Here is a 24849-nt window from a genome sequence, read left to right as displayed (position 1 = left end):
GGGCCGTCTATTCCTCGCGTGGTCTTCGCTGAATACGTCATGGCTCGACCCAATGTCGTGAGCTTCTGCGTTCCCGGCAGAACTTCGGGAGGTCGTCGATCTTGTTGAACGCCGGAACCATGCTGCCCCTGCTGGCCGCACAGCGTGAAATATGGTTCGCTGAACAAAGACTGGGTGACGGCACGTCCGCCTATCAGGTCGGCGAGTACCTCGATATTCAGGGCGATCTTGACGAAGAGGTTTTTGAAACGGCGTTGCGCAGCGTCATCGCCGGTGTCGATGCGGTCCGCATCCGGGTAGTGCACGGCAACGGCACGGTACAGCAGAGCGTCGATGACGACGTGCCGTGGACGCTGCACCGGGCCGATCTGACCGGTGCGGAGAACCCGGGCGCGGAGGCTGACCGGTGGATGGCCGCACAGCTCGCGAAGCCCTCGGGTCTCACTTCCGGCCCGCTGTTCAACTACGCATTGCTCCGCGTGGCGCCTCGGCGGTACCGGTGGTATCAGAACTACCACCACATAGCCCTGGACGCCTACGGGTCGCACCTGGTGTCGCAGCGGGTGGCCGCAGTGTACACCGCTCTGGTCGAGAGCCGCGAACCCGGCCCCGGTTCGTTCGGTTCCATGCGTGAGCTCATCGACGAGGAGAACGCCTACCGGAACTCATCGGACTTCGCGCGGGACCGCGAGTTCTGGCGTGCGCAGATGAATGACCGGCCCCCGCCGTCGCGACTGTTGGGCCGGACCGAAGGAGCACCGCGCGGGTTCTTCCGTGCGACGAAGTGGCTTCCCGAGGAACAGTTCGATGTCATCCGCGCCGCGGCGCGGGCGGCCAAGGTGCCGTGGTCGGCGCTCATCATGGCCGCCGCCGCGCTCTACGTGCAGCGCTCGACCGGCGAGCGGGACATCGTCATGGCCTTCCCCGTCTCTGCGCGGGCAAGTCGACTGACCCGGTCGACACCCACGACACTCGCCAACGTCCTGCCGCTAAGGCTCACCATCAGCCCCGACCTCACGGCAGCGGATCTGCTCGACCACGTCTCGGCCCAGATGACCGCCGCCCTGATCCACCAGCGTTACCGGGGCGTGGATCTGCAGCGCGACCTCGGCGTACCGGGAGCCCCCTCGCTGGGCCCGGTTGTCAACGTCATGTCCTACAGGTACGACCTTCGCTTCGGCGGCGCCCGGGCGACGATGCGCAACCTCGCGTCCGGTCTGTTCGGCAACTTGCTGTTCGCGGTCTGGGACCGGCAGGACGGCAACGGACTGCAGATCGACATCAACGGCCGCGACGACGTCGGCACCAGGAGCGATGTCGTCACCCACCTCGCTGAGTTCGTGTCGCTCCTGACGGCATTCGTCACGTCGCCGCCGGACACGGTGCTCCACACCATCCCGACGGCCCGGCTCTCGTCACCGTCTTCGACGCCGGGTGCGCCGGAAGCGGCGCCCGCCGAGGACACCGCGGCCACCCTGCCGCTGCTCTTCAGCAGGCAGGCGGCAGCGACGCCGCTGGCAGCCGCGGTCACGGCGGCCGGACGCACGTGCTCCTACCGTTGGCTCGACGAACGGTCCAACCAACTCGCTCGCGTGCTGCTCGAGCGCGGAATCGGTACAGAGGACGTCGTCGCCTTGGCCCTCCCGCGGTCGACGGACCTCATGGTGGCGATCCTCGGTGTACTCAAGGCCGGTGCTGCGTACCTTCCGCTCGACCCGGACCACCCGGAGGCCCGCACCACCCTCATGCTCGACGACGCCGACCCGCTCCTGGTCATCAGCTCCTCGGCGACCAGGGTCGCCACCGGCAACCGGCCCGAACTGCTGCTAGATGCCGAGGACGTCCTCGCCGATCTCGACCTTCGCGCCCTGGAGCCTCTCGGACCGGCGGAGCTCCGTGTCCCCCACACGCCCGACTGCGCCGCCTACATCATCTACACCTCGGGATCGACCGGGCGGCCCAAGGGCGTCGTCGTAACCCACCGCAACGTGACCCGCCTGTTCGACACGGCGCGCCCGGAGGTGGGCTTCGGAGCCGACGACGTGTGGACGCTGTTCCACTCGACCGCTTTCGACTTCTCCGTGTGGGAGATCTGGGGACCGCTCCTGCACGGCGGTCGCCTCGTCATGGTGCCCTACGACGTCAGCCGCTCGCCCCGGCAGTTCCTCCGGCTCCTCGCCGACGAGGGCGTGACAATGCTGAGCCAGACCCCGTCAGCCTTCTACCAGCTCGCGGTGGCGGACCGGGAGCTGCCCGACGTCAGCCGGCGGCTGCGCCTGCGCACCATCGTCTTCGGCGGTGAGGCGCTGGAGCCCCGTCGGCTCACCGAGTGGCGGCGACGCCACCCCGAGACGCCGGCCCTCGTGAACATGTACGGCATCACCGAGACCACTGTGCATGTCACGCACGCCGCCCTGCCCGCGGAGGAAATCTCGGCGAGCATCATCGGCGTGGCCCTCGCTGACCTCCGCGTGGCCGTGCTCGACGAGAGACTCCGTCCCGTCGCACCGGGCACGGTCGGCGAGATGTACGTGGCGGGTCCCGGCCTGGCCCGCGGCTACCTGCACCGGGCCCCGCTCACCGCACAGCGGTTCGTCGCCGATCCGCAGGGAGATCCCGGCGAGCGGATGTACCGCACCGGCGACCTTGCCCGCTACGACACCGCCGGTGCACTCGAGTATGTCGGCCGCGCCGACGACCAGATGAAGATCCGCGGTTTCCGCATCGAACCCGGCGAGATTGAGGCGGCGCTGACGGACTGCCCCGGCGTGGAGCTGGCCGCGGTTGCCCTCTTCGAGAGCCGACCGGACGACCAGCGTCTCGTCGCCTACGTGGTGCCCCGCCCCGGCGCCAACCCGGGAGCCGACGAGGTGAAGGCCGTGCTGCGGTCCCGCCTGCCCGGATACATGGTGCCCGGGCAGGTCGTCCGTCTCGACGCCCTACCGATGACCCGCAACGGCAAGGTGGACCGGGCGGCGCTGCCCCCTCCCGCGGACGCGTCGTCACCGCACCCCGTCGGTGACCGGTTGTCGCCGGTAGATGTCATGCGGGCGTTGTTCGCGGTGGTGCTGGACGAGCCGGACGTGGGCCCGGATGACGACTTCTTCGATCTGGGTGGTCATTCGGTGCTGGCGAATGCGTTGATCGCGCGGGTGCGGTCGACGTTCGGGGTGGATGTTGATCTGCGGACGTTGTTCGATGCGCCGACTCCGGCGGGGGTACTCGCCGCGATAGACGCCGCCGTCGCGACCCGGCCGCCGCTGAGCCGGCGCGACGAGCCGACGGAGCTGGAGGCGTCAAACGCGCAGCGCCGCATGTGGTTCGCCCACCAGATGGACGGCCCGACCGCCCTCTACAACATCCCGTGCGTACTGCACATCGACGGTCCCCTCGACGTCACGGCGCTCAACGCCGCCTGGGGTGACGTATTCGCCCGGCACGAAACGCTGCGTACCGTGTTCGCCTACCGGGACGGCCGCCTGCGGCAACGCGTTCTGCCGGCGCGCACGCCCATGCTGGCGCCGATCCGTGTGACAAAGAGCGAACTGGCGGAACGACTCGCCGCCGGGTCGCGCCGCGGCTTCGATCTCGAGGCTGAACCTCCCGTCCGGCTGGCGCTCTTCCGCACGGCCCCCGACTCCCACGTGCTGCTCCTCGTCTTGCACCATATCGGGGCCGACGGGCTGTCGATGCGTCCGCTGTCCCGCGACCTCGCACACGCCTACGCCGCCCGGGTCCGGGGAGAGGCACCTCTCTTCGCGGCGTTGCCCGTGCGGTATTCGGACTACACGTTGTGGCAGAAGGAGCTGCTCGTTGCCGGAAGCGGCCTGGTCGACACGCAGGTCGCGTACTGGCGCGGCCAGCTCGAGGGCCTGCCGGAGCAGCTCGAGCTGCCCACCGACCGCCCGCGCCCGGCGGTAGCCACATACGCCGGTGACTACGTCACCGTTGAGCTCGACGCCGCGCTGCACCGTGACCTCATCACCCTCGGCCGCAAGTATGGTGCCAGCCTATCCATGACCCTGCACACCGGGCTCGCGGCGCTCCTGTCCCGCCTGGGTGCGGGACACGACATCGCGGTCGGCAGCCCGGTGGCGGGCCGGCTCGACGAGTCGCTGGACGACGTGGTCGGCCTCTTCGTCAACACCCTGGTGCTGCGTACCGACGTGTCCGGCCGCCCGTCGTTCACCACACTGCTGCAGCGGGTCCGCGAGACCGCGCTGGCGGCGTATGCGCACCAGGATGTTCCGTTCGACTACCTGGTGGATGCGCTCGCGCCGGAACGCTCGCTGGCTCGCCACCCGCTGTTTCAGGTCGCGCTCGGCCTGCAGGACGACTCGCCGGCCGGCGCCTTCGAGCTGCCGGGCCTCACCGTGTCGACCGCACTGGGGCGCACCGGCACCGCGAAGTTCGACATGTACTTCGGCCTCGTGGAGCACCGCACCGAGGACGGGAAGCCGGCCGGCATCAGCGGTCTGGTCGAGTACGCCGCGGACCTGTTTGAAGCCGCCACCGTCCGGGAGTTGTTCGACCGACTCGTTCGGCTTCTCGCCGCAGCGGCGTCCGAGCCGTCCTGCCCGGTGGACACGCTCGACATCCTCGCGCCCGACGAGCGCACCCGCATCCTGCACCGGTGGAACGACACGTCGGCGCCGTTGCCGCAGGCCACCATCCCGGAGCTGTTCGAACGGCAGACCGCCGCCACACCGGGGGCGACCGCCCTGCGCACCGAGGACGGCGATCTCACGTACGCGGAGCTCGAGGCCCGCGCCAACCGGTGGGCGCACGGTCTGGTGAGTCGCGGTGTCCGTGCCGGTGACACCGTCGCGGTCGCCCTGCCCCGTTCGGTCGACCTGGTGGTCGCGCTGCTCGCCGTGCTCAAGGCCGGCGCCGGCTACGTACCGATCGACGACCGCTATCCGGCGGAGCAGGTGGCGGCGATGCTCTCGGAGACCCGGCCCCGGCTGCTGCTGACGTCGCGCGACGCGGACACCGACCGCCTGCCGCCCGGTGAACCGCTGCGGCTCGTCCTCGACGACCCGGAGACGGCGGCATCACTGGCCGGGTGCAGCTCCGCCGCGCCGACCGTCGCCGACCGCGGGCGCCTGTTCCCCCTCGACGCCGCCTACGTCATGTACACCTCCGGGTCCACCGGGCGGCCCAAGGGTATCGTCGCCACCCACCGCGACGTCGTGGCGCTCTGCACAGACCCGCAGTTCGGCGACGGCGTCTGCGCGGCTGTGCTGGTCCATTCGCCGGCCGCCTTCGACGCCTCGACGTTCGAGATCTGGGCGCCGCTGCTCAACGGCGGCCGCCTGGTCGTCGCGCCGCGGCGCGACCTCGACGTGGAGGCCTACGCCGACCTGATCCGCCGACACGAGCTGAGCGCGCTGTGGCTCACGGCAGCAGTGTTTGGTGTCATCGCCGACTACCGCCCGGAGTGTCTCGCCGGGCTGCGGCAGGTCTGGGCGGGTGGCGAGGAACTGTCGCCCGCCGCGGTGCGCCGGGTGCGGGACGCCTGTCCGGACACCGTCGTCGTCAACGGCTACGGCCCCACCGAGACGACCACCTTCGCGACCAGCCACCCGGTACGGGAACTGGAGCCGGACGCCCGCATCGTGCCTATCGGCCGCCCGCTGGCGAACATGCGCGCATACGTCCTCGACGCGGGGTTGCAGCCGGTGCCGCCTGGGGTGACCGGCGAGCTCTATCTCTCCGGTCCCGGGGTCGCCCGCGGCTACGTCGGACGTCCCGCATCGACCGCGGAGCGGTTCGTCGCCGACCCCTTCGGCGGCCCCGGGCGGCGCATGTACCGCAGCGGTGACCTGGCACGGTGGACAGCACGCGGTGTCCTCGAATTCCGCGGCCGGGCCGACCGCCAGGTCAAACTCCGTGGGTTCCGGATCGAGCTGGGCCAAGTGGAGGCGGTGCTGTCCGCCCACCCGGGCATCACGTGCGCGGTGGCCGACCTGAGCGTGGAGAGCGGGCAGGAGCCGAGGCTCGTGGTCTACGTGGTACCGGCCGGGGCCGGACATCCGGACCTCGACGACCTGCGGGACTTCGCGGCGGCACGGCTGCCGCGGTACATGGTGCCCCACCTGGTCGTGGTTGACACGATCCCGCTGACCGCGCACGGCAAGGTGGACCGGTCCGCGCTCCCGGCGCTCACCGCAGGCACGGGAGACCGCCCGTCGGCCGACCCCCGCGAGCAGCTGCTGCGGGAGCTGATGTCGGCCTGCCTGGGGGCCGGGCCGGTGGGGCCCGACGACGACTTCTTCGTCCGAGGCGGCGACAGCATCAGCTCCATCCGGCTGGTCAGCGCCGCCCGGGAGGCCGGTCTCCTGATCACCGTGCGCGACGTGTTCGACATGCGGACGGCCGCAGGCCTTAGCCGGGTCGCCCGGACCCTTGACGGCGGGAAGGAGGAACCCGCCGAGGCCGGGACGGGCATCGTGCCCGCTACGCCGATCCTGTGCTGGCTGCGTGCGCGCGACGCGCCGATCGACCGGTTCGCCCAGACGTTGCTGCTAACCTGCCCGCCCGGGCTGAGCCGGGAGGCGCTGCTCGCTGCCGTCCGCGCGCTGGTCGATGAGCACGACTCCCTGCGGGCTCGACTGGCCGACACCGACGACACCTGGACGCTCGAGATCGCCCCTCGAGGGACGGTGCCGGTGGACGAGATGGTCCACCGCGTCGACGCGCGGGGCGCAGACGCGTCCGCCCTAGCCGACGCCGTCGCTGCGGAGCTCGACGGCGCCGCGGCCCGGCTCGACCCACTCGGTGGCCGGGTGGCGCAGGTGGTCTGGTTCGACCGCGGCGACGACGACCCGGGACGCCTACTCATCATGGTGCACCATCTCGCCGTGGACGGCGTGTCGTGGCGTATTCTCGTACCCGACCTCCTTCAGGCGTACCGTGCCGCGGCCGCCGGCAACGAGCCGAAGCTGCCACCGGTGGGCACGTCGTTGCGGCAGTGGGCGATGCGCCTCGCTGGACAGGCCACGAGCCCGGAGCGGCTGGCCGAGCTGCCCATGTGGGTCGACCTGCTGTCGCAGCCCGACCCGCTGCTGACGCCCCACCCCGTCGACCCCGGTCTCGATCGCCTCGTCGAGGCAGAGACCGTAACCGGGACGCTCTCGACGCCGGTCGTGGGGCCGCTGCTCACCTCGGCTCCAGCCGCCTTCCACTGCGGTGTGGACCACCTGATGCTGACGGCTCTCGCGCTGGCTGTCGCGTCCTGGCGGCGCGACCGCCGCGGCGACACCACCGACGCGGTGCTCGTCGACGTCGAGGGGCACGGCCGAGAGGATGTGGTCAGCGACGTCGACCTGTCGCGCACTCTCGGCTGGTTCACCGCCATCCGCCCGGTCCGGCTCGACCCCGGCCGCATCGGGTGGGGCGAGGTGACGTCGGGCGGACCGCGCATGGGTGCGGCGGTCAAACGAGTCAAAGAGCAAGCGAGTGCCGCACCCCACAACGGCATCGGGTATGGCCTCCTTCGTTACCTGGTGCCGGGATGCCGAGAGGTTCTGGGCCGCCTCGCCGTCCCGCAGGTCGGCTTCAACTATCTGGGCCGCTTCCCCGCGCCGGGAACCAACGTCGGCACCGAACCGGGCTGGACCATGGCGGCCGAATCGCTCATGGCGACCACCGTCGACGAGCAGCTGCCCGTCGCACACGCCCTTGAGCTGCAGGTCGTGGTCCACGACCACGCCGACGGCCCCCGCCTGACGGCCACCTGGACCGGCGCCACACGGCTCTGGTCGCACGATGACCTCGTCGACCTCGACGCCCGCTGGTCGGCGGCACTCCGGGGCATCGTCGAGCACGCGGTCAGCCCGGACGCCGGTGGTCACAGCCCTTCCGATTTTCCGCTGGCTCACCTCAGCCAGGACGACATCGAGGACATCGAGACGGCGTGGTGACATCGTGAAGCACTCAAATCTGCAAGACGTCCTGCCGCTTACGCCCATGCAGGAAGGGATGCTCTTCCACTCGCTGTACGACCCGGACGGCCGGGACGTGTACCTCGTGCAGCACGCGATCGACATCGAGGGATCACTCGACGCCAGGGTACTGCGGTCCGCCGCCCAGGCGCTGACGGATCGGCACCCCGTCCTGCGGGCGTCCTTCCGGCGACTTCGCTCGGGCAACGTGATGCAGGCCATCTCCCGTACAGTCGCCGTCGACTGGACGGAGTCGGACCTGACCGGGTTGCCCGCCGAGCAGGCGGACGCGGAGGCGGACCGCCTCGCGGCCGGCGACTACGCGGAGAGGTTCGACCTGGCCACCGCCCCGTTGATGCGTTACCGGCTGGTGACCTTCGGCCCGGCACGCCACCGGCTGCTCGTGACGAGCCATCACATCCTCCTGGACGGCTGGTCGACGCCGGTGGTGGTGCGCGAATTGTTCGCCCTCTACGAGACCGGAGCCGACGCGAGCGCCCTGCCCCGGGTGACGCCGTTCCGGGACTTCCTGGCGTGGCTCGCCGCGCAGGACCAGGCGTCGGCGCGGCGGGCATGGGATCAGGAATTGGCCGGTCTCGACGAACCGACGCGGCTCGCACCAGTGGCCGTCGACCGTGGCGGCCGGGTGCCGCAGCGGGTGGTGCTTACGGCGCCCGAGGCGCTGACGCGGGCGCTGCGGTCCCGGGCCCAACGGCTCGGGGTCACCCTCAACACGGTGGTGCAGGCCGCCTGGGGTGTCGTGCTGAGCCGGATGACCGGACGCGACGACGTGGTGTTCGGCTCCATCGTGTCCGGCCGACCCGCACACCTACCCGGCGTCGAGTCGATGGTCGGGCTGTTCATCAACATCGTGCCGGTACGGATGCGAATCGCGGCGGACTCGCCGCTGTCGGCACTGATCCGAGCGGTTCAGCAGGCACAGTCGCGGCTGAGCGCTCACCAGCACCTGGGTCTGGCCGAGATCCAGCAGGTCACCGGGTTGAGCGAGTTGTTCGACACCATGATGGTGTTCGAGAACTACCCGTGGGAGGGCGGTCCGGAGGCGGAGATCGTCGCGGGGCCGCTGCGGGTACGGCCGGCGCTCGACCGAGGCCGTGACGCCACGCATTTCCCGCTGGCGTTGGTCGCCGCGCCGGGCCGGCGGCTGTACCTGCGCCTGGACTACCGCGACGACGTCATCGACGAGCGGCTGGCCCGCGGCCTGCTGGACCGGTTGGTTCGAGTGCTGGCGGCGGTGGCCGACGACCCCGAGGTCCCCGCGGGGCAACTCGAGCTGCTCAGCGCCCAGGAACGTCACCGCCTGGTGGTGACGTTCAACGACACGGCCCGCCCGGAGGCGTTACCGTGCCTGCCTGAGCTGTTCCGGGCACAGGTCGCCGCAGCGCCGCACGCGCCCGCGGTGCGGTTCGCGGACCGCACCTTGTCCTACGCCGAGCTCGACGCCCGGGCGAACCACCTCGCGCATGCGCTCATCGGCCGCAGCGTCGGGCCGGAACACGTGGTGGCGTTGGCGCTGCCACGGTCCCTCGAGCATGTGGTGGCGGTCCTGGCGGTGCTCAAGGCCGGGGCGGCGCACCTACCCCTCGACCCGGACCATCCGCCGGCGCGGATCGGGTACATGCTCGCCGACGCGGGTCCGACGGTCGTCCTGACGAACCGGCAGATCTCGGCGCTGCTGCCGGCGGATGTCGACGTTCCCAGGCTGGTGCTCGACGACCCCGAGACGGCCTCCTGGATCTCGCGGTGTCCGGGCACCGACCCCACCGACGAGGACCGGACCGCGGTGCTGACGCCGGCCAGCCCCGCCTACGTGATCTACACCTCCGGCTCAACCGGACAGCCGAAAGCCGTGCAGATGACCGGCGCCGGCGTGGCCAACATGCTGCGCTGGCACCACCGGGTGCTAGGCGGCGGCCCGGGCACGCGCACGGCCCAGTTCACCGCGTTGAGCTTCGACGTGTCGGTGCAGGAGATGCTGTCGGCCCTGCTGTTCGGCAAGACGCTCGCCGTTCCCGGCGACGACGTGCGTGCCGACCCGCCACGGTTCGCCCGCTGGCTGTCCGAGCACCGCATCGACGAGCTGTTTGCGCCCAACCTCGTCGTGGAGTCGCTGGCCGAGGCGGCCGTCGAGAACGGGATGGACATCCCGTCGCTGCGGCAGATCGCGCAGGCTGGTGAGGCGCTGACGCTCAGCCGGCACGTGCGGCAGTTCGCCCGGTCCGTAACGCACCGGCGTCTGCACAACCACTACGGACCCACCGAGGCGCAGGTGCTCACCGCCTGCGCGCTGCCCACCGACGTCGACCGCTGGCCGGCCGTGGCCACCATCGGTCGCCCCATCGACAACGTGCGGGTCTATCTGCTCGACAGCGGCCTCCAGCTGGTTCCGCCCGGCGCGCCGGGTGAGCTTTACACCAACACCGTCGGCCTGGCACGCGGGTACCTGCACCAGCCGGCACTCACCGCCCAACGGTTCGTCGCCGACCCGTACGGGCCACCCGGCTCGCGGATGTACCGCACCGGCGATGTCGCCCGCTGGACCAGTGACGGTGAGCTGGAGTTCCTGGGCCGCGCGGACCAGCAGTTGAAGGTGCGTGGCTTCCGCATCGAACCGGGCGAGATCGAGACGACGGTGACCGAGTTCCCCGGCGTGGCCCAAGCGGCGGTCGTGGTGCGGGAGGAAGGCCTCGGCGACCAACGGCTGGTCCTGTACGTCGTGCCGACCACCGGCACCGCCGTTGCGCCGGAGAACGTCCGCGCGTTCCTGCGGGACCGGCTGCCGGACTACATGGTGCCGTCCGCCGTGGTGCCGTTGGCGTCACTGCCGTTGACCTCCAACGGCAAGCTGGACCGTAGCGCCCTGCCCGCCCCCGACTACACCTCCGGACACCGAGGTCGGCAGGCGCGGACGCCCCAGGAGCAGATCCTGTGTGACCTGTTCAGCCAGGTGCTCGGTGTGCCGCGGGTCGGCGTCGGCGACGACTTCTTCGACCTCGGCGGGCATTCGCTGCTGGCCACCCGCCTGACCGCCCGTATCCGGGCCACGTTCGGCGTCGAGATCGGTCTGCGGACCCTGTTCGAGACCCGCACGCCCGCCGCGATCGCCGCCGGCCTGGGCCGGGGCGGGCCGACCCGGCTGGCGTTGACGCCCCGGGAACGCCCCGCCGTCCTTCCGCTCTCCTTCGCGCAGCGCCGGCTGTGGTTCCTGCACCAGCTCGAGGGCCCGAGCGCGACGTACAACATCCCGCTCGCGCTGCGCTTCTCAGGCGCGCTCGACCGGCCCGCGCTGCACGCCGCACTCGCCGACCTCGTCGTCCGGCACGAGAGCCTGCGCACCATCTTCCCGGAGAACGACGGAGTTCCCGCGCAGCGGATCCTCGACCCGCAGGCGGCCCATCCGGCGCTGCCGACGACGCAGACCAGCGTGGCCGATCTTCCCGAGCTGGTGACCGCCGCCGCCCGCCACGCCTTCGACCTTGCCACCGAGCCGCCCATCCGAGTGCACCTGTTCGCCCTCGAGCCCGGTGAGCACGTCCTGCTGCTCGTGGTGCACCACATCGCCGGGGACGGCTGGTCACTGAGCCCGCTGGCCGCGGATCTGACCAGCGCCTACGCCGCCCGCAGCCAGGGACGCGAGCCCACCTGGCACCGCCTTCCCGTGCAGTACGCCGACTACACGCTGTGGCAGAACGAGCTGCTCGGCGACCAGGCCGACGTCGAAAGCCTGCTGACCCAACAGGTCGCCTACTGGCGCGCCGCACTCGAGGCGCTCCCCGCAGAGGTCACCCTGCCCGGTGACCGGCCACGGCCGGCCGCCGCCTCCTACACCGGCGACTACCTCACCGTCGACCTCGACGCCGACCTGCACCGCAAGCTCCGGGAGCTGGCCCGCCATCACGGTGTCACCGTGTTCATGGTGCTGCAGGCCGCCCTTGCCGCGCTCATGACGCGCATGGGCTGCGGTACCGACATTCCGATCGGTAGCCCCATCGCGGGTCGCACCGACCAGGCCACCGACGACCTCATCGGGTTCTTCGTCAACACTCTCGTCCTGCGCAACGACACCACCGGCGACCCCACGTTCGCCGACCTGCTGGGTCGCGTACGGGACACGGCTCTGTCGGCCTATGCACACCAGGACGTGCCGTTCGAGTACCTCGTCGAGGTACTCAACCCGACCCGGACGCTGGCGCACCACCCGCTCTTTCAGGTCATGCTCGCGCTGCAGAACGCACCGCAGGCCCATTTCGACCTGCCCGACCTGCACGTCGACGTCACCCCGGCGCGAACCGGGACCGCCAAGTTCGACCTCTTCTTCAGCCTCGCTGAACACCTCGACGGCAGGGGCGCGCCCGCCGGCATCGAAGGCGCGATCGAGTACGCCGCCGACATGTACGACCCGTCGACCGTCGAGGCGCTTTTCCGGCGGTGGCGGCAGCTGCTCACCGAGGTTGCCGACGACCCGTCGTTGCGAATCAGCCAGATCGATGTGCTCGAGCCCGGCGAGCGGCGCCTGCTCCTGCTCGATCGCAACGCGACCGCTCGGGAGATACCGCGGCAGCCGTTCCTCGACCTGTTCGCCCGGCAGGCGGAGAGCACACCGGACGCGCCGGCCGTGCTCACCGAAGGTTCGGTGCTGAGCTACGGCGACCTGCGGTCCCGGTCGCACCAATTGGCGTGTCTGCTCGCGCGGCGCGGCGTCGGACCGGGTCACCTCGTCGCGGTGGCCGTGCCGCGCTCGCCCGATCTGGTCGTGACGCTGCTCTCCGTCCTGCAGACCGGTGCCGCGTACGTGCCGCTGGACGTACACCATCCATCGGCGCGCACCGAGCTGATCCTTCAACAGGCCCGACCGACGCTGATCGTCACCACGGCGGCGTCGCTGGCGTCGCTGCCCGAGGGTGCCGCGCCGCACGTCGCGCTCGACGACCCGCGGGTGCGCGACGAGATTGCCGCCGCACCGGGTGACCGCCTCGAGCTGAATGTGCACTCGCGGGACGCGGCGTACGTCATCTTCACCTCGGGGTCGACCGGCCGTCCGAAAGGTGTCGTGATCGAGCACGGGGCGCTCATGAACTTCCTCGTCGGCATGCGGGACCTCGTTCCGCTGAGCCCCGACGACACGCTGCTGGCGGTGACGACGGTGGCGTTCGACATCGCAGCGCTGGAGCTGTTTCTGCCGCTGCTGTGCGGGGCCCGGGTCGTGATCGCGGCGGAGGACACCGTGGCCCAGCCGGCGGCCTTGACCGATCTGATGCGGCGTACCGGGGTGTCGGTGCTGCAGGCCACGCCGTCGCTGTGGCAGATGCTCGTCGGGCACGACGGTGATGCCGTGCGCGGCCTCCGGATGCTCGTCGGCGGTGAGGCGCTTCCCGCCCGACTGGCCGCGCAGCTGCGGGAGGCGGGCTGCGAGCTCGTCAACGTGTACGGGCCCACGGAGACGACGATCTGGTCCACCGCGGCGGTGCTGACCGGCCGCGACCACGTCGTGATCGGGCGACCGATCAGCAACACCCGGGTGTACGTCCTGGATGCGTCGTTGCGGCTGGTGCCGCCCGGCTCGCCCGGTGAGCTGTACATCGCCGGGTCCGGCCTAGCGCGCGGCTACCTCGGGCAGCCGGCGGCAACGGCGCAGCGCTTCACGGCCGATCCGTACGGCCCCGCCGGAACCCGGATGTACCGCACCGGTGACCTGGCCCGCTGGAGCCCGGACGGCCACCTAAAGTTCATCGGGCGCGTTGACCACCAGGTCAAGCTGCGCGGTTTCCGCATCGAGCTCGGCGAGGTCGAGTGTGTGGTGGCGAGCCACCCGGACGTCGCTCAGGCGGCGGCGGTCATTCGCGAGGACCGGCCGGGCGACCGGCGACTGGTGGCCTACTTCGTCCCGGAGACCGAGGACGCCGCCGGCGGGGCGGACCATGCGGCCGACAGCGCCCAGGTCGACGCCTGGCGGGACCTCTACGACTCGCTCTACGCCTCGTCGCGGTCCGCGGCGTTCGGCGCTGACTTCACCAGTTGGACCAGCAGCTACGACGGGGAACCCATCCCGCCGAAGCACATGGGGGAGTGGCGCGACCGGACGGTGGAGCGCATCCGGGAGCTGCGGCCGGACCACCTCCTGGAGATCGGCGTCGGTACGGGCCTGTTGCTGTCCCGCCTCGCCCCGCACTGCGACTCCTACTGGGGAACCGATATATCGCCCGCGGTCATCGCTACGCTCTCGGGGCATGTCGCCACCGACCCGGGGCTGGCCGGGCGGGTCCACCTCGCGGTACAGCCGGCACACGACCTGAGCGGGCTGCCCGCGGGACACTTCGACGTCATCGTCCTCAACTCCGTCATCCAGTACTTCCCGAACGCCGGCTACCTGGAGCGCGTGCTGACCGCCGCGATGCGCCTTCTCGCGCCGGGCGGGGCGCTGTTCGTAGGCGACGTGCGCAACCTGCGGCTGCAGCGCACGTTCGCCGCAGGGGTTCAGGCAGCGAGGCATCCGCGCGGCACTGAGCCCGCCGTGTTGCGCCGTGCCATCGAACACGGCGTCATTCTCGAAAAGGAGCTTCTCGTCGACCCGGAGTTCTTCGCCCTCCTGCAGGGGCGGGTTCCGGACATCGCCGGGCACAGCATCCAGGTCAAACGCGGTCGGGAACACAACGAGATGACCCGTTACCGCTACGACGTCGTGCTGAGCAAGAGCGGCCGGGCCCCGCACCGGCTCGCCGAGGGCATCGATCTGCGGTGGTCCGCGGACATGCCCGCCCGGCTGCAGGGGCATCTCGGCGGCGCGGAGCGGCCGGCCGCCCTGCGGGTCAGCGGCATCCCGAACGGGCGTATAGCCCAGGAGGCCGCGATCGCGAAGGCCGTCGAGGACGGCGTTGCCGTGCCGGACGGGCCTGCGGCGGGCGACGTCGACGTCGAGGACCTCTACGAGCTGGGCGACCGGCACGGCTACCGGGTTTGGGTCACCTGGTCGGCATCGGACGCCACCGCCCTGGACGCGGTGTTCGCCGACTCCACGGCCGGGGCGGCCGACCCCGGCGGGCCGCCCGCCGAGCTGTACCGTCCCGCGATCTCACCGCTGTCCCGAGCTGCGCTGTCGTCGTTCACCAACAGCCCGCTGACCGGCCGCAGCACCGGGGCGCTCATTGGCCGGCTCCGGGAGCATCTGCGCGACCGGCTCCCGGACTACATGATGCCCGCGGCATTTGTGCCGCTGAACGCTCTGCCACTGACCCCGAACGGGAAGCTGAACCGCGACGCCCTGCCGGCCCCCGACATCCTCGGCAGAGGGTCGGGCCGGGCGGCGCGTACCCCGCAGGAGCAGATCGTCTGCGATCTCTTCGCGCAGGTGCTCGGCACGGCGCGGGTGGGAGTGCACGACGGCTTCTTCGACCTCGGCGGCCACTCGCTGCTGGCCACCCAGCTGATCGCGCGGCTGCGGGCGACGTTCGGCGTGGAGCTGCCGCTACGCACCCTGTTCGAGGCCGCCACCCCCGCCGGTATCGCCGCGCACCTCGACGACGCGGCGCAGGCCCGGACCGCGCCGGCGCGACGGCCGCGCCCGGACCGCCTTCCGCTGTCGTTCGCCCAGCGCCGGCTGTGGTTCATCCATCAGATGGAAGGCCCGAGTCCCACCTACAACATCCCGCTCGGACTCCGGCTGACCGGCGACCTCGACCGGCAGGCGTTGCAGGACGCGCTGGCCGACGTCGTGGCCCGGCACGAGAGCCTGCGGACAATTTTCTCAGACGATGCGGGAGTGCCGTACCAGTTCGTGCTCGACGCGGGCTCGGCGACCCCGGCGCTCGCCGAGCACCACGTCACCGACGACGAGCTGCCGGCGGTTCTGGAGAAGGCCGCACGGTACCCGTTCGACCTGGCATCGCAGCCGCCGCTGCGCGCCGACCTGTTCCGGCTCGCCACCAACGTGCACGTACTGCTGCTGGTGCTGCACCACATCGCGGGGGACGGCTGGTCGCTGGGTCCGCTCGCCGGTGACCTCGCCCGGGCGTACGCAGCGCGCACAGTGGGCGCCCAACCGGAGTGGGACGAACTGCCGGTGCAGTACGCGGACTACACGCTGTGGCAGAACGAGCTCCTCGGCGACCATAATGACCCGGACAGCCTGTTGGCGCGCCAGCTGCGGTACTGGACGCACCAGCTCTCTGACGCGCCGACCGACCTGGAGCTACCCACGGACCGGCCGCGTCCAGCCGTCGCCTCCTACCACGGCGACTACGTCGCCGTGCAGATACCCGCGGCCCTACACGTGCGACTCGCCGATCTGGCACGGCGGTCGGGTGCGACGCTCTTCATGGTCCTGCAGGCGGGCATGTCGGCCCTGCTCAACCGCCTCGGCGGTGGCGACGACATCCTGATCGGCAGCCCCATTGCCGGGCGTACCGACCAGAGCCTGGACGACCTGGTCGGCTTCTTCGTCAACACGTTGGTGCTCCGCACCGATCTCTCCGACGACCCGACATTCGTCGAGCTCGTGGCCCAGGTCCGGGATACCTCATTGGCGGCGTACGCCCACCAGGACGTGCCGTTCGAGTATCTGGTGGAAAGGCTCAACCCGCCCCGGTCGTTGGGCCGGCACCCGTTCTTCGGCGTGATGCTGGCGCTGCAGAACGCCACCGATGCCGTGTTCGAGTTCCCGGGCCTGCGCGTGGACGTCGCGCCCGGTCGCACCGGTACCGCCAAGTTCGACCTGTTCTTCAGCCTCGCCGAGAAGCGCGGCCCGGACGGCGGCCCGGACGGCGTGAGCGGCGTGGTCGAGTACGCGAGCGACCTCTACGACGCCGCGACGGTCCGCGACCTGTTCGGCCGATGGCTGCAGCTTCTCGAGTCCGCGGTCGCCGACCTGGACCGGCCGATCAGCCGGCTGGAGCTGCTGGCCGCCCACGACCGGCGGCAGGCCCTCGCCGCCGCCGTCGGCCTCGTCGCGCCGGTACGCCGGGCCAGCGTCGTCGACCTGTTCACCGAGCAGGTCGCGGCCACGCCCGACGCGGTGGCGGTGGCCGACGAGCGTGCGACCGTGACCTATGCGGAACTCGAGGACTGGTCGGCACGGCTGGCGGCCGAGCTGGTAGCAGGCGGCGTCGGTCGGGGCACGTCGGTGGCCGTGCTCATGCAACGGTCGCGAGCGCTGGTCGTCGCCGTCCTGGCCGTGCTGCGCGCCGGTGCGGCCTACGTGCCCCTGGATCCGCGCTATCCCGACTCCCGGCAGCGGCTTGTACTGGCGGAGACGAACGCGGTGCTCTTGCTGACCGACGCGGCGTCGCTGCCGGACAGCGAAGCAGACACCCCGGTGCGCGTGCTCGCTCCGGAACCGGAGGCGGTCACCGCGGCTCCGCTCCCGCGGGTCGATCTCGACGGTGACGACGCGGCGTACGTCATGTACACCTCCGGCTCGACGGGGCGCCCCAAGGGCGTGGTGGTGACCCACCGCAACATCGTCGACTTCGTGGCGGATCCGTGCTGGCGTTCTCCGGCCCAGCGTCGTGTGCTGCTCCACTCGCCCGTCGCCTTCGACCTCTCCACGTATGAGCTGTGGGTTCCGCTGCTGTCGGGCGGACGCATCGAGGTGGCCCCGGCCGGCGAGCTCGATGCGCACGCCCTAGCCGACGCGATCGCGGGCCGCGGTATCACCTCACTATGGCTGACCAGCTCGCTGTTCAACCTGGTAGCCGACCTCGAACCGGAATGCTTCGCGCAGGTGCAGCAGGTGTGGGCCGGCGGCGAGGCGGTACCGGTCGCGGCGGTGCGGCGGGTGCTCGACGCGCACCCCGGCCTCGTAGTGGTCGACGGCTACGGCCCTACCGAGGCGACGACGTTCGCCAGCTACCACCCGGTACCGGCGGCCGACGCGGCCGGGCTGGGACACTCGGTGCCTATCGGGCGGCCGATGGCCAACATGTCCACCTACGTGCTGGACGCCAACCTGCAGCCTGTCCCGCCCGGCGTGGTTGGCGAGCTGTACCTCGCCGGCACGGGCATCGCCCGCGGATACCTCCACCGACCAGGGTTGAGCGCCGAGCGGTTCGTCGCGTGTCCCTACGGTGTGCCGGGGCAGCGTATGTACCGCACGGGTGATCTCGCGCGGTGGACGACGGAATACGTGCTCGAGTACATGGGTCGGGTCGACCACCAGGTGAAGCTGCGCGGGTTCCGCATCGAGCCTGGTGAGGTCGAGGCAGTGCTCCTGCAGCACCCCGCGGTGACACAGGTCGCGGCCGTCGTGCGTGACGACGTGGCCGACGACCAGCGGCTGGTCGCCTATGTCGTGACGGGACCGGCCGAGCGCGATGTCGCGCTCGAGAAGGAGCAGGTCAGCGACTGGCAGCAGGTACACGACGCACTGTACGAGACGACCGGCGACGACGACCTCGGTGAGGACTTCACCGGCTGGAACAGCAGCTACGACGGGGCACCCATCGCCCGTGCGGCGATGGTGGAGTGGCGGGACCGGACCCTCGAGCGCATCCGCGAGCTGCGGCCCCAACGCGTCCTGGAGATCGGTGTCGGCACTGGCCTCCTGCTCGCGCACCTGGCGCCCGACGTCGTCGAGTACGTGGCGACGGACTTCGCCGGGCGGGTCATCGACACGCTGCGGCGGCGACTGGCGGGCCAGCCTGAGGTCGCCGAGCGGGTTCATCTGCATACCCGGGCAGCGCACGAGCTCGACGACCTTCCCCGCGGCCACTTCGACACCGTCGTGGTGAACTCGGTGGTCCAGTACTTTCCCCACGTGGACTACCTCGTCGACGTGCTGGAGGGTGCGCTGCGGCTGCTCGCTCCAGGCGGCGCCGTGTTCATCGGCGACGTCCGCAACCTGCGCCTGCTGGACGCTCTCACCGTGGGGGTGCAAGCGGCGCGGCTCGGCTCGACCGACCCCGCGGAACTGCGTGACGCGGTGGCCCAGGCCATCCGGCTCGAGAAGGAACTCCTCATTGACCCGGACTTCTTCACCGCCCTGCGCTCCCGGTTGCCGGAGCTCGGCGACGTGTCGGTGCGTCTCAAGCGCGGCCGGCACGACACCGAGCTGACAAAGTTCCGCTACGACGTGGTACTGCGCAAGTGGACCGGAGCCCCGAAGGCCACGGTTGGGCCGCCGACGCTGGACTGGGCGGCGGCCGGCGGAGTGGCCGCGGTCGTGGCCCGGCTCGAGCGCGACCGTCCGCCGCGTCTGCTCCTCGTGGGAGCACCGAACCCGCGCGTCGCCGCGGAGGTCGCGTTGGCCAATGCGCTCACCACCGGTGACATGGCGCCGGTGCCGCCCGCGGAGGCCACCGTGGAGGACTGGTACGAGTGGGGAGAACGACTGTCCTATCGGGTCTCTGTCCGGTGGTCCGACACCGCGCGTGACCGCATCGATGTGGAGTTTGTCGACCCCGCAATGGCTCCCGACGAGGCCTCGCCCGTCCCGGTGGCCGGTTGCGGCGCTCCGGCGGTGTCCGGCCGGCCATCGGATGAGCGCGCATCATTGAGGCGCTTCGTGAACGACCCGACGGCGACACACCATGACGCCGAGCTCGTCACCGCGCTGCGAGAGTTCGCTCGGGAGCATCTGCCCGCGTACATGGTGCCGTCGACGTTCGTACCCCTCGATGCCCTTCCGCTCACCCCGAACGGAAAGCTGAACCGGGCCGCCCTGCCGCAGCACGACCTGCGGTCCAGCCGCCTCTCGCGGGCACCGCGCACGCCGCAGGAACAGGTGCTGTGCGAGCTGTTCGCTGAGCTGCTCGGCGTGTCCGCGGTGGGGCTCGACGACGATTTCTTCGATCTTGGCGGACACTCGCTGCTGGCCACCCGGCTTATCGCCCGCATCAAGGCGACATTCGGCGTGAATCTGGGCTTGCGAGCGCTGTTCGAGGCACCGACACCGGCTGGAGTCGCCGGCCGACTGGACATCGAGGACTCTGGCAGCGGTTACGAGGTCATGCTCGCGTTGCGCGGCGGCGGAGACCAACCGCCACTGTTCTGCCTACACCCCGGCGGGGGAATCGGGTGGTCGTACGTGGGCCTGATCCGGCACCTCGGCGCCGATACGCCCGTCTATGCGGTGCAGGCACGGGGGCTGGACCAGCCGACCGAGGCGTTGCCCGCCTCGCTGACGGAGATGGCGGCTGACTATGCCGACCAGGTCGAGCGGATCTGGCCCAACGGGCCGTACCGTATTCTGGGATGGTCGTTCGGGGGGCTCGCGGCGCATGCCGTGGCGACGGAGCTGCAGCGCCGTGGCCGGACGGTGGCGCTGCTCGCGGTGCTCGACGTGCACCCCGGTTGGCAAGACCTCACTCACGAGGGCGTGCCGGGCCTGGGTGCGGACGAGATGCGATCGCATCTGGAGTACCTGCTCCGGCTCGTCGCGTTCGACCCGGAGTCGCTGGCGGACGAAGCCTTCACGTTCGACAACGTGATGGCAATCCTGCAGGACCGGGGCAGCGCCATGGGTTCACTCGACGAGCAGCGTCTCCGGTCCATCATGGCCATCTTCACGAACAACACGCACCTCATGATCGACTATCGCCCCGCGGTGTTCGACGGTGACATCCTGCTGTTGGCCACAACTGACCAGCAGGACCCGGAGGCGACGGCGGCAGCCTGGGTGCCCTACCTGACCGGCCGGGTCGAGACGCACCTGGTCACCGGCGACCACGGAACTATGCTGAGTCGTCCGGTGTCCCTGGCGCAGGTGGGCGCCGTTCTCGCCGCAGCACTCGAGCGGGTACGTCCGCGGCAACCGAGAGGCCACCAAGCGTGACTACCATTTGAATGGTCTTGTTACTCCTCGCGCTGGCGGTGATCTCGCTCCTGGCGTTCGGCGCGCGGGTCGTCGCCCGGCGTTCGCGGCAGCCGCCGGTCGTCGGGTAGGTCTTTGTGGGTGTCCTGCTGGGGCCGGACGGTGTTCGGCGGTGTCGTCGCGGACACGGAGTTCCCCGCCGACATCCGGCCGATGCTCCATGCACTCACGCGCATCAGTGTGGCCTGGTCATGTTCGGTCGTCGTCCCGCCGGCGGGACGACGACCGGTGCCGGCGCCGGGGTCGCGCCGGCCCCCTCCGCCCGAGCCCGGATCGTTTCTCCGGCATTGTCGAACGAGTCTTGGAAATGGCGCCCGACTGATGTTATGGTTCATTGAGAAAGTGGTGCGGAATAGCGGGTAAGAATGGCGTTCTGTGATTCCTGGGTTGACTCCGTCGGGGTGGCAGGAAATTCGTAGGTATGTCCATCGCCGTGCCGGCCACGCTGCCGAGCGTCGAATTCATTTCCGTTGGGAGCCTCATGTCGAACCCCTTCGAAGACCCGGATGGCACCTACCTCGTGCTCATCAACGAGGAGGGCCAGTACTCGCTGTGGCCGGCTTTCGCTGACGTCCCCGCAGGATGGGCGGTCGTGGTCACCGAAACGAACCGTCAGACGTGCCTCGACTACATCGAGGAGAAATGGACCGACATGCGGCCGCTGAGCCTGGTGCGGCAGATGGGAGAGGCGCGATGACGGCGACGGCCTTCGAGCATCTGTTGCTGACCGAGGAAGACCTTGACGACTCCTTTTTCGGGGAGGAGCCGAGCGCGGCCTATGACCCCGTTTTCCTCTCCGGTGACGAACAGGGCCGCACCCTGATCGACATTATCAACGCGCTGAGCCGCGGCTCGCACCCGGCGACCAAGAACCACGCCGCCGCATTGTTCACCAGCGGCGCCGGGCTCGTGGTCTTCCACAACGTCACGGAATTCGAGGACGGGACCGGTGCGCAGGTCTACGAGCAGTTCCGGACCGCCCTGCGCGACTGTTGGGAGTACCGCATGGAGCTGAATGACGGTGCTCAGTTCGACGTGCGGAAGCTCGAGCTCGAGGAAGAGGACGACGTCACCTTCGCGCGCTGGCTGACGACTGCAGACCCCTACCGGATCGAGGGCTGCTGGGCCATCTCACTCAAGGGCGACGTGCTGTCCTTTGTCAACGTGCGCAACCCGGACCGGTTGGAGATCCGTCGGCTCGCCAAGACGGCCCTCAACCGCATCGCCAGCGCCGCGAACCCGTAGATCATGCACCCCGCGCCCCGCGTTATGAGACGAGATCAGCGGGTGCTCTTCGATCCGCCCATGCGCCGGCGCGGCGATGCTCGCGGCCTTCTGCGCCGCGTCTACGCTCTCCGTGACGCGGCTCCCGGCGGCCGCCGTCGCGACCCCGCCGAACATTCCCGGCAAGTCGACGGCACAGAGCCAGCTCGACGCGCTGACCTTCACCAGTGAGGGAACGCCGTCCGGGTACTCCGTGACCTGTCCCCGCACTGGGCCACCATCAGGGGCGCCGGCGACACCCAGGAGACCGTACTCAAGCGCGACGGCACGACCGTCGTGACTGACTTTGCCTGCGCCGCGGTCTCGGGGACCTGGCATAGCCCCTACGACGACGCGACCTGGACGGCCGCGTCCGACGTCGACCACGTGGCTCCGCTGGCGGAGGCGTGGCGCTCCGGCACCAGATCCTGGACGACCAGCCACCGGCAGAGCTTCGCCAGCAACCTCACACGGGCCACAGCTGATTGCCGTCACCAAGACGTGAAGCAGGCCAAGGATGAATGTTTCCCTGCGTCCGGCCACCCGCCGACTGCGATCGATCACCGACCTGACGCCACTGCTCGGGATGCTGCTGTCCGGACTGCCGCCGTTGCCGACGGTGCCGAGGTGATACCAGAGTTGGCGATGATTGCTCGTGGCCCAGGCGTTACGTTGCCTCCAGGCAGTCGCCCGTCCACAGGGAATCGACGAGTATGCCCCCTCCGTACGATTCGGTCACCGCGACGGTCCAGCAGGTACGCCAGCGAGATGTGCGGGCACGTACCGGCCACGCACACCGACTGCCGCCGGCCGGTCGTTGCGACGACGTGGTCCGTTCGTTGCCCGAGATCGCCTCCGTTTCCCGCTGAGCAGCCGAGGGTGAGACCCACGTGACTACCCCCATGCCGTTGTACGCCGCACCCCTACCCACGATCGCCTCGCATTCGATGCTCTTGCTCCTGCTGCAGATCTGCGTGTTGCTCGGCCTCGCGCTCGGTCTGGGGCGGCTGGCCATGCGCTTCGGCATGCCCGCCATTGTCGGCGAGCTTGCGGCCGGCGTCATCGTCGGGCCGTCGCTGCTGCAAGCGGTGGCGCCCGGCTTCTCGGGATGGCTGCTGCCGTCGGATCCCGAGCAGATGCACCTGCTCGACGCGGTCGGGCAGATCGGCGTGGTCCTGCTCGTCGGCATCACCGGTATCGAGCTGAAATTCGGCCTGGTCCGCCGGCGTGGCGCCACCGCGGTGCGGGTGAGCCTCGGCGGCCTGCTGATACCCCTCGGCCTTGGCGTCGCCACCGGGTACCTGCTCCCGCGCTCGATGGTGCCCGACGGTGTGGACGCCGCTACGTTCTCACTGTTCCTCGGTGTGGCGATGTGCGTCAGCGCCATCCCGGTAATCGCCAAGACGTTGATCGACATGAACCTGCTGCACCGCGGCGTCGGCCAGCTCACCCTCGCGGCCGGCGTCGTGGACGACGTGGTCGGCTGGTTCCTGCTGTCGGTCGTCTCCGCGATGGCTGCATCAGGGCTCACTGCCGGCGGGGCCACGCAAGCGCTGCTTCATCCGGTCGCGGTGGTCCTAGTCGCGGTGTTCGTCGCTCGCCCCCTGGTCCGCTGGGCGCTGCGCCTGGCGAACCGGTCGGCGGAGGCGGCCACGACGGTTGCCACCGTCGCTCTGCTCATTCTACTGGCGGCAGCTGCGACGCAGGCACTGGAGCTTGAGCCGGTGTTCGGAGCGTTCGTCTGCGGTGTCCTCATCGGCTCGAGTGGCGAACTCGACGCGGCGAAGCTGGCGCCCCTGCGTACCACGGTGCTGGCCTTCCTCGCACCCGTCTTCTTCGCCACCGCGGGCCTGCGAATGGATCTCACGGCACTCGCCAAACCGGTGGTGTTGCTGACCGCGGCGGTGGTGCTGCTCGTGGCGATCGTGGGCAAGTTCGCCGGGGCCTATCTCGGTGCTCGGCTCAGCCGGATGAGCCGTTGGGAGGGGCTGGCACTGGGTGCGGGCATGAACTCCCGCGGAGTCATCGAGGTGATCGTGGCGATGACCGGGCTGCGGCTCGGTGTACTGACCCCGGACACGTACACCGTCATCGTGTTGGTTGCCATCGCGACCTCACTGATGGCGCCGCCGCTCCTACGCTTCGCGGTCGCCCGCATTGACCGTGAGGCCGACGCGTCGCTGGCGAAGAACGATCCCGAGATCACGACGCAGGACTCCGGTCCTGGGCAGGCGGCGCTCGATCCCGCGCGCGCGGACAACCGAGCCGGCGCGCGACCGGAAACGACGCCCCCCGCCGGCTGAATGCGGCGCGCAGGGTTACCGTATCTGGTGATACCGCGGCACGGGGCCACCGAACATCATGGACCTATGGGCTCCTGCTTGTGCTTAACGGTCGGAACCTCGGCATCCTGGGTGAGCGTGAACCCGAAATCTACGGCACGGACACCCTCGCGGACATCGAGAAGGCGGTGGGGGACGAGGTGCGCCAGCGCGGATGGGAGGTGCTCTCCATCCAGCGCGACGGCAAGGGCGAACTCGTCGGGGCCATCCACGAACACCGGCTCGACACGGTGGGTGCGATTGTGAACCCGGGCGCGCTGATGATTGCGGGCTGGAGCCTACGGGATGCCCTCGCCAGCTATGCGCCGCCGTGGGTCGAGGTTCACCTCAGTAACGTGTGGGCGCGGGATCAATTCCGCCACGAGTCGGTGATCGCCCCGCTGGCCAGTGGCGTGATCGTGGGAATGGGCTCTTTCGGTTACCGCCTCGCGGCGCGGGCTCTGCTGCATCTCACCGGGGCGAGACAGTGAGATGC

Annotated in this window: 6 protein-coding genes; all 6 read left to right on the top strand. The window is 70.3% G+C overall.

Annotation, left to right across the window (positions count from 1 at the left end):
* Positions 1-104 precede the first annotated feature (104 nt).
* A complete protein-coding gene (locus ACN268_RS11520) occupies positions 105-7925 on the top strand; it encodes an amino acid adenylation domain-containing protein (RefSeq protein WP_421483193.1) in 7821 nt (2606 codons plus the stop codon).
* A 4-nt stretch (positions 7926-7929) separates the two neighbouring features.
* Complete coding sequence (locus ACN268_RS11515; RefSeq protein WP_421483192.1) at positions 7930-20730, top strand: amino acid adenylation domain-containing protein; 12801 nt, start codon at positions 7930-7932, stop codon at positions 20728-20730.
* A gap of 460 nt (positions 20731-21190) precedes the next feature.
* The gene (locus tag ACN268_RS11510; protein WP_421483190.1) at positions 21191-21466 is read left to right on the top strand and encodes an MbtH family protein; all 276 of its coding nucleotides are present in this window, start codon (positions 21191-21193) and stop codon (positions 21464-21466) included.
* On the top strand, positions 21463-22014 hold the full coding sequence (locus tag ACN268_RS11505; RefSeq protein WP_421483189.1) for a hypothetical protein: 552 nt from the start codon (positions 21463-21465) through the stop codon (positions 22012-22014). The genes ACN268_RS11510 and ACN268_RS11505 overlap by 4 nt, the downstream gene beginning before the upstream one ends.
* Before the next feature lie 965 nt (positions 22015-22979).
* Complete coding sequence (locus tag ACN268_RS11500; RefSeq protein ID WP_421483188.1) at positions 22980-24335, top strand: cation:proton antiporter; 1356 nt, start codon at positions 22980-22982, stop codon at positions 24333-24335.
* 74 nt (positions 24336-24409) lie between these two features.
* A complete protein-coding gene (locus ACN268_RS11495) occupies positions 24410-24844 on the top strand; it encodes a type II 3-dehydroquinate dehydratase (RefSeq protein ID WP_421486858.1) in 435 nt (144 codons plus the stop codon).
* Positions 24845-24849: the final 5 nt, after the last annotated feature.

It is taken from the genome of Micromonospora sp. WMMD735, from assembly GCF_049178995.1.
Lineage (GTDB): Bacteria > Actinomycetota > Actinomycetes > Mycobacteriales > Micromonosporaceae > Micromonospora > Micromonospora wenchangensis.
The sequence above is the reverse complement of the archived record's forward strand: the minus strand, read 5'-3'. Positions and strand labels throughout refer to the sequence as shown.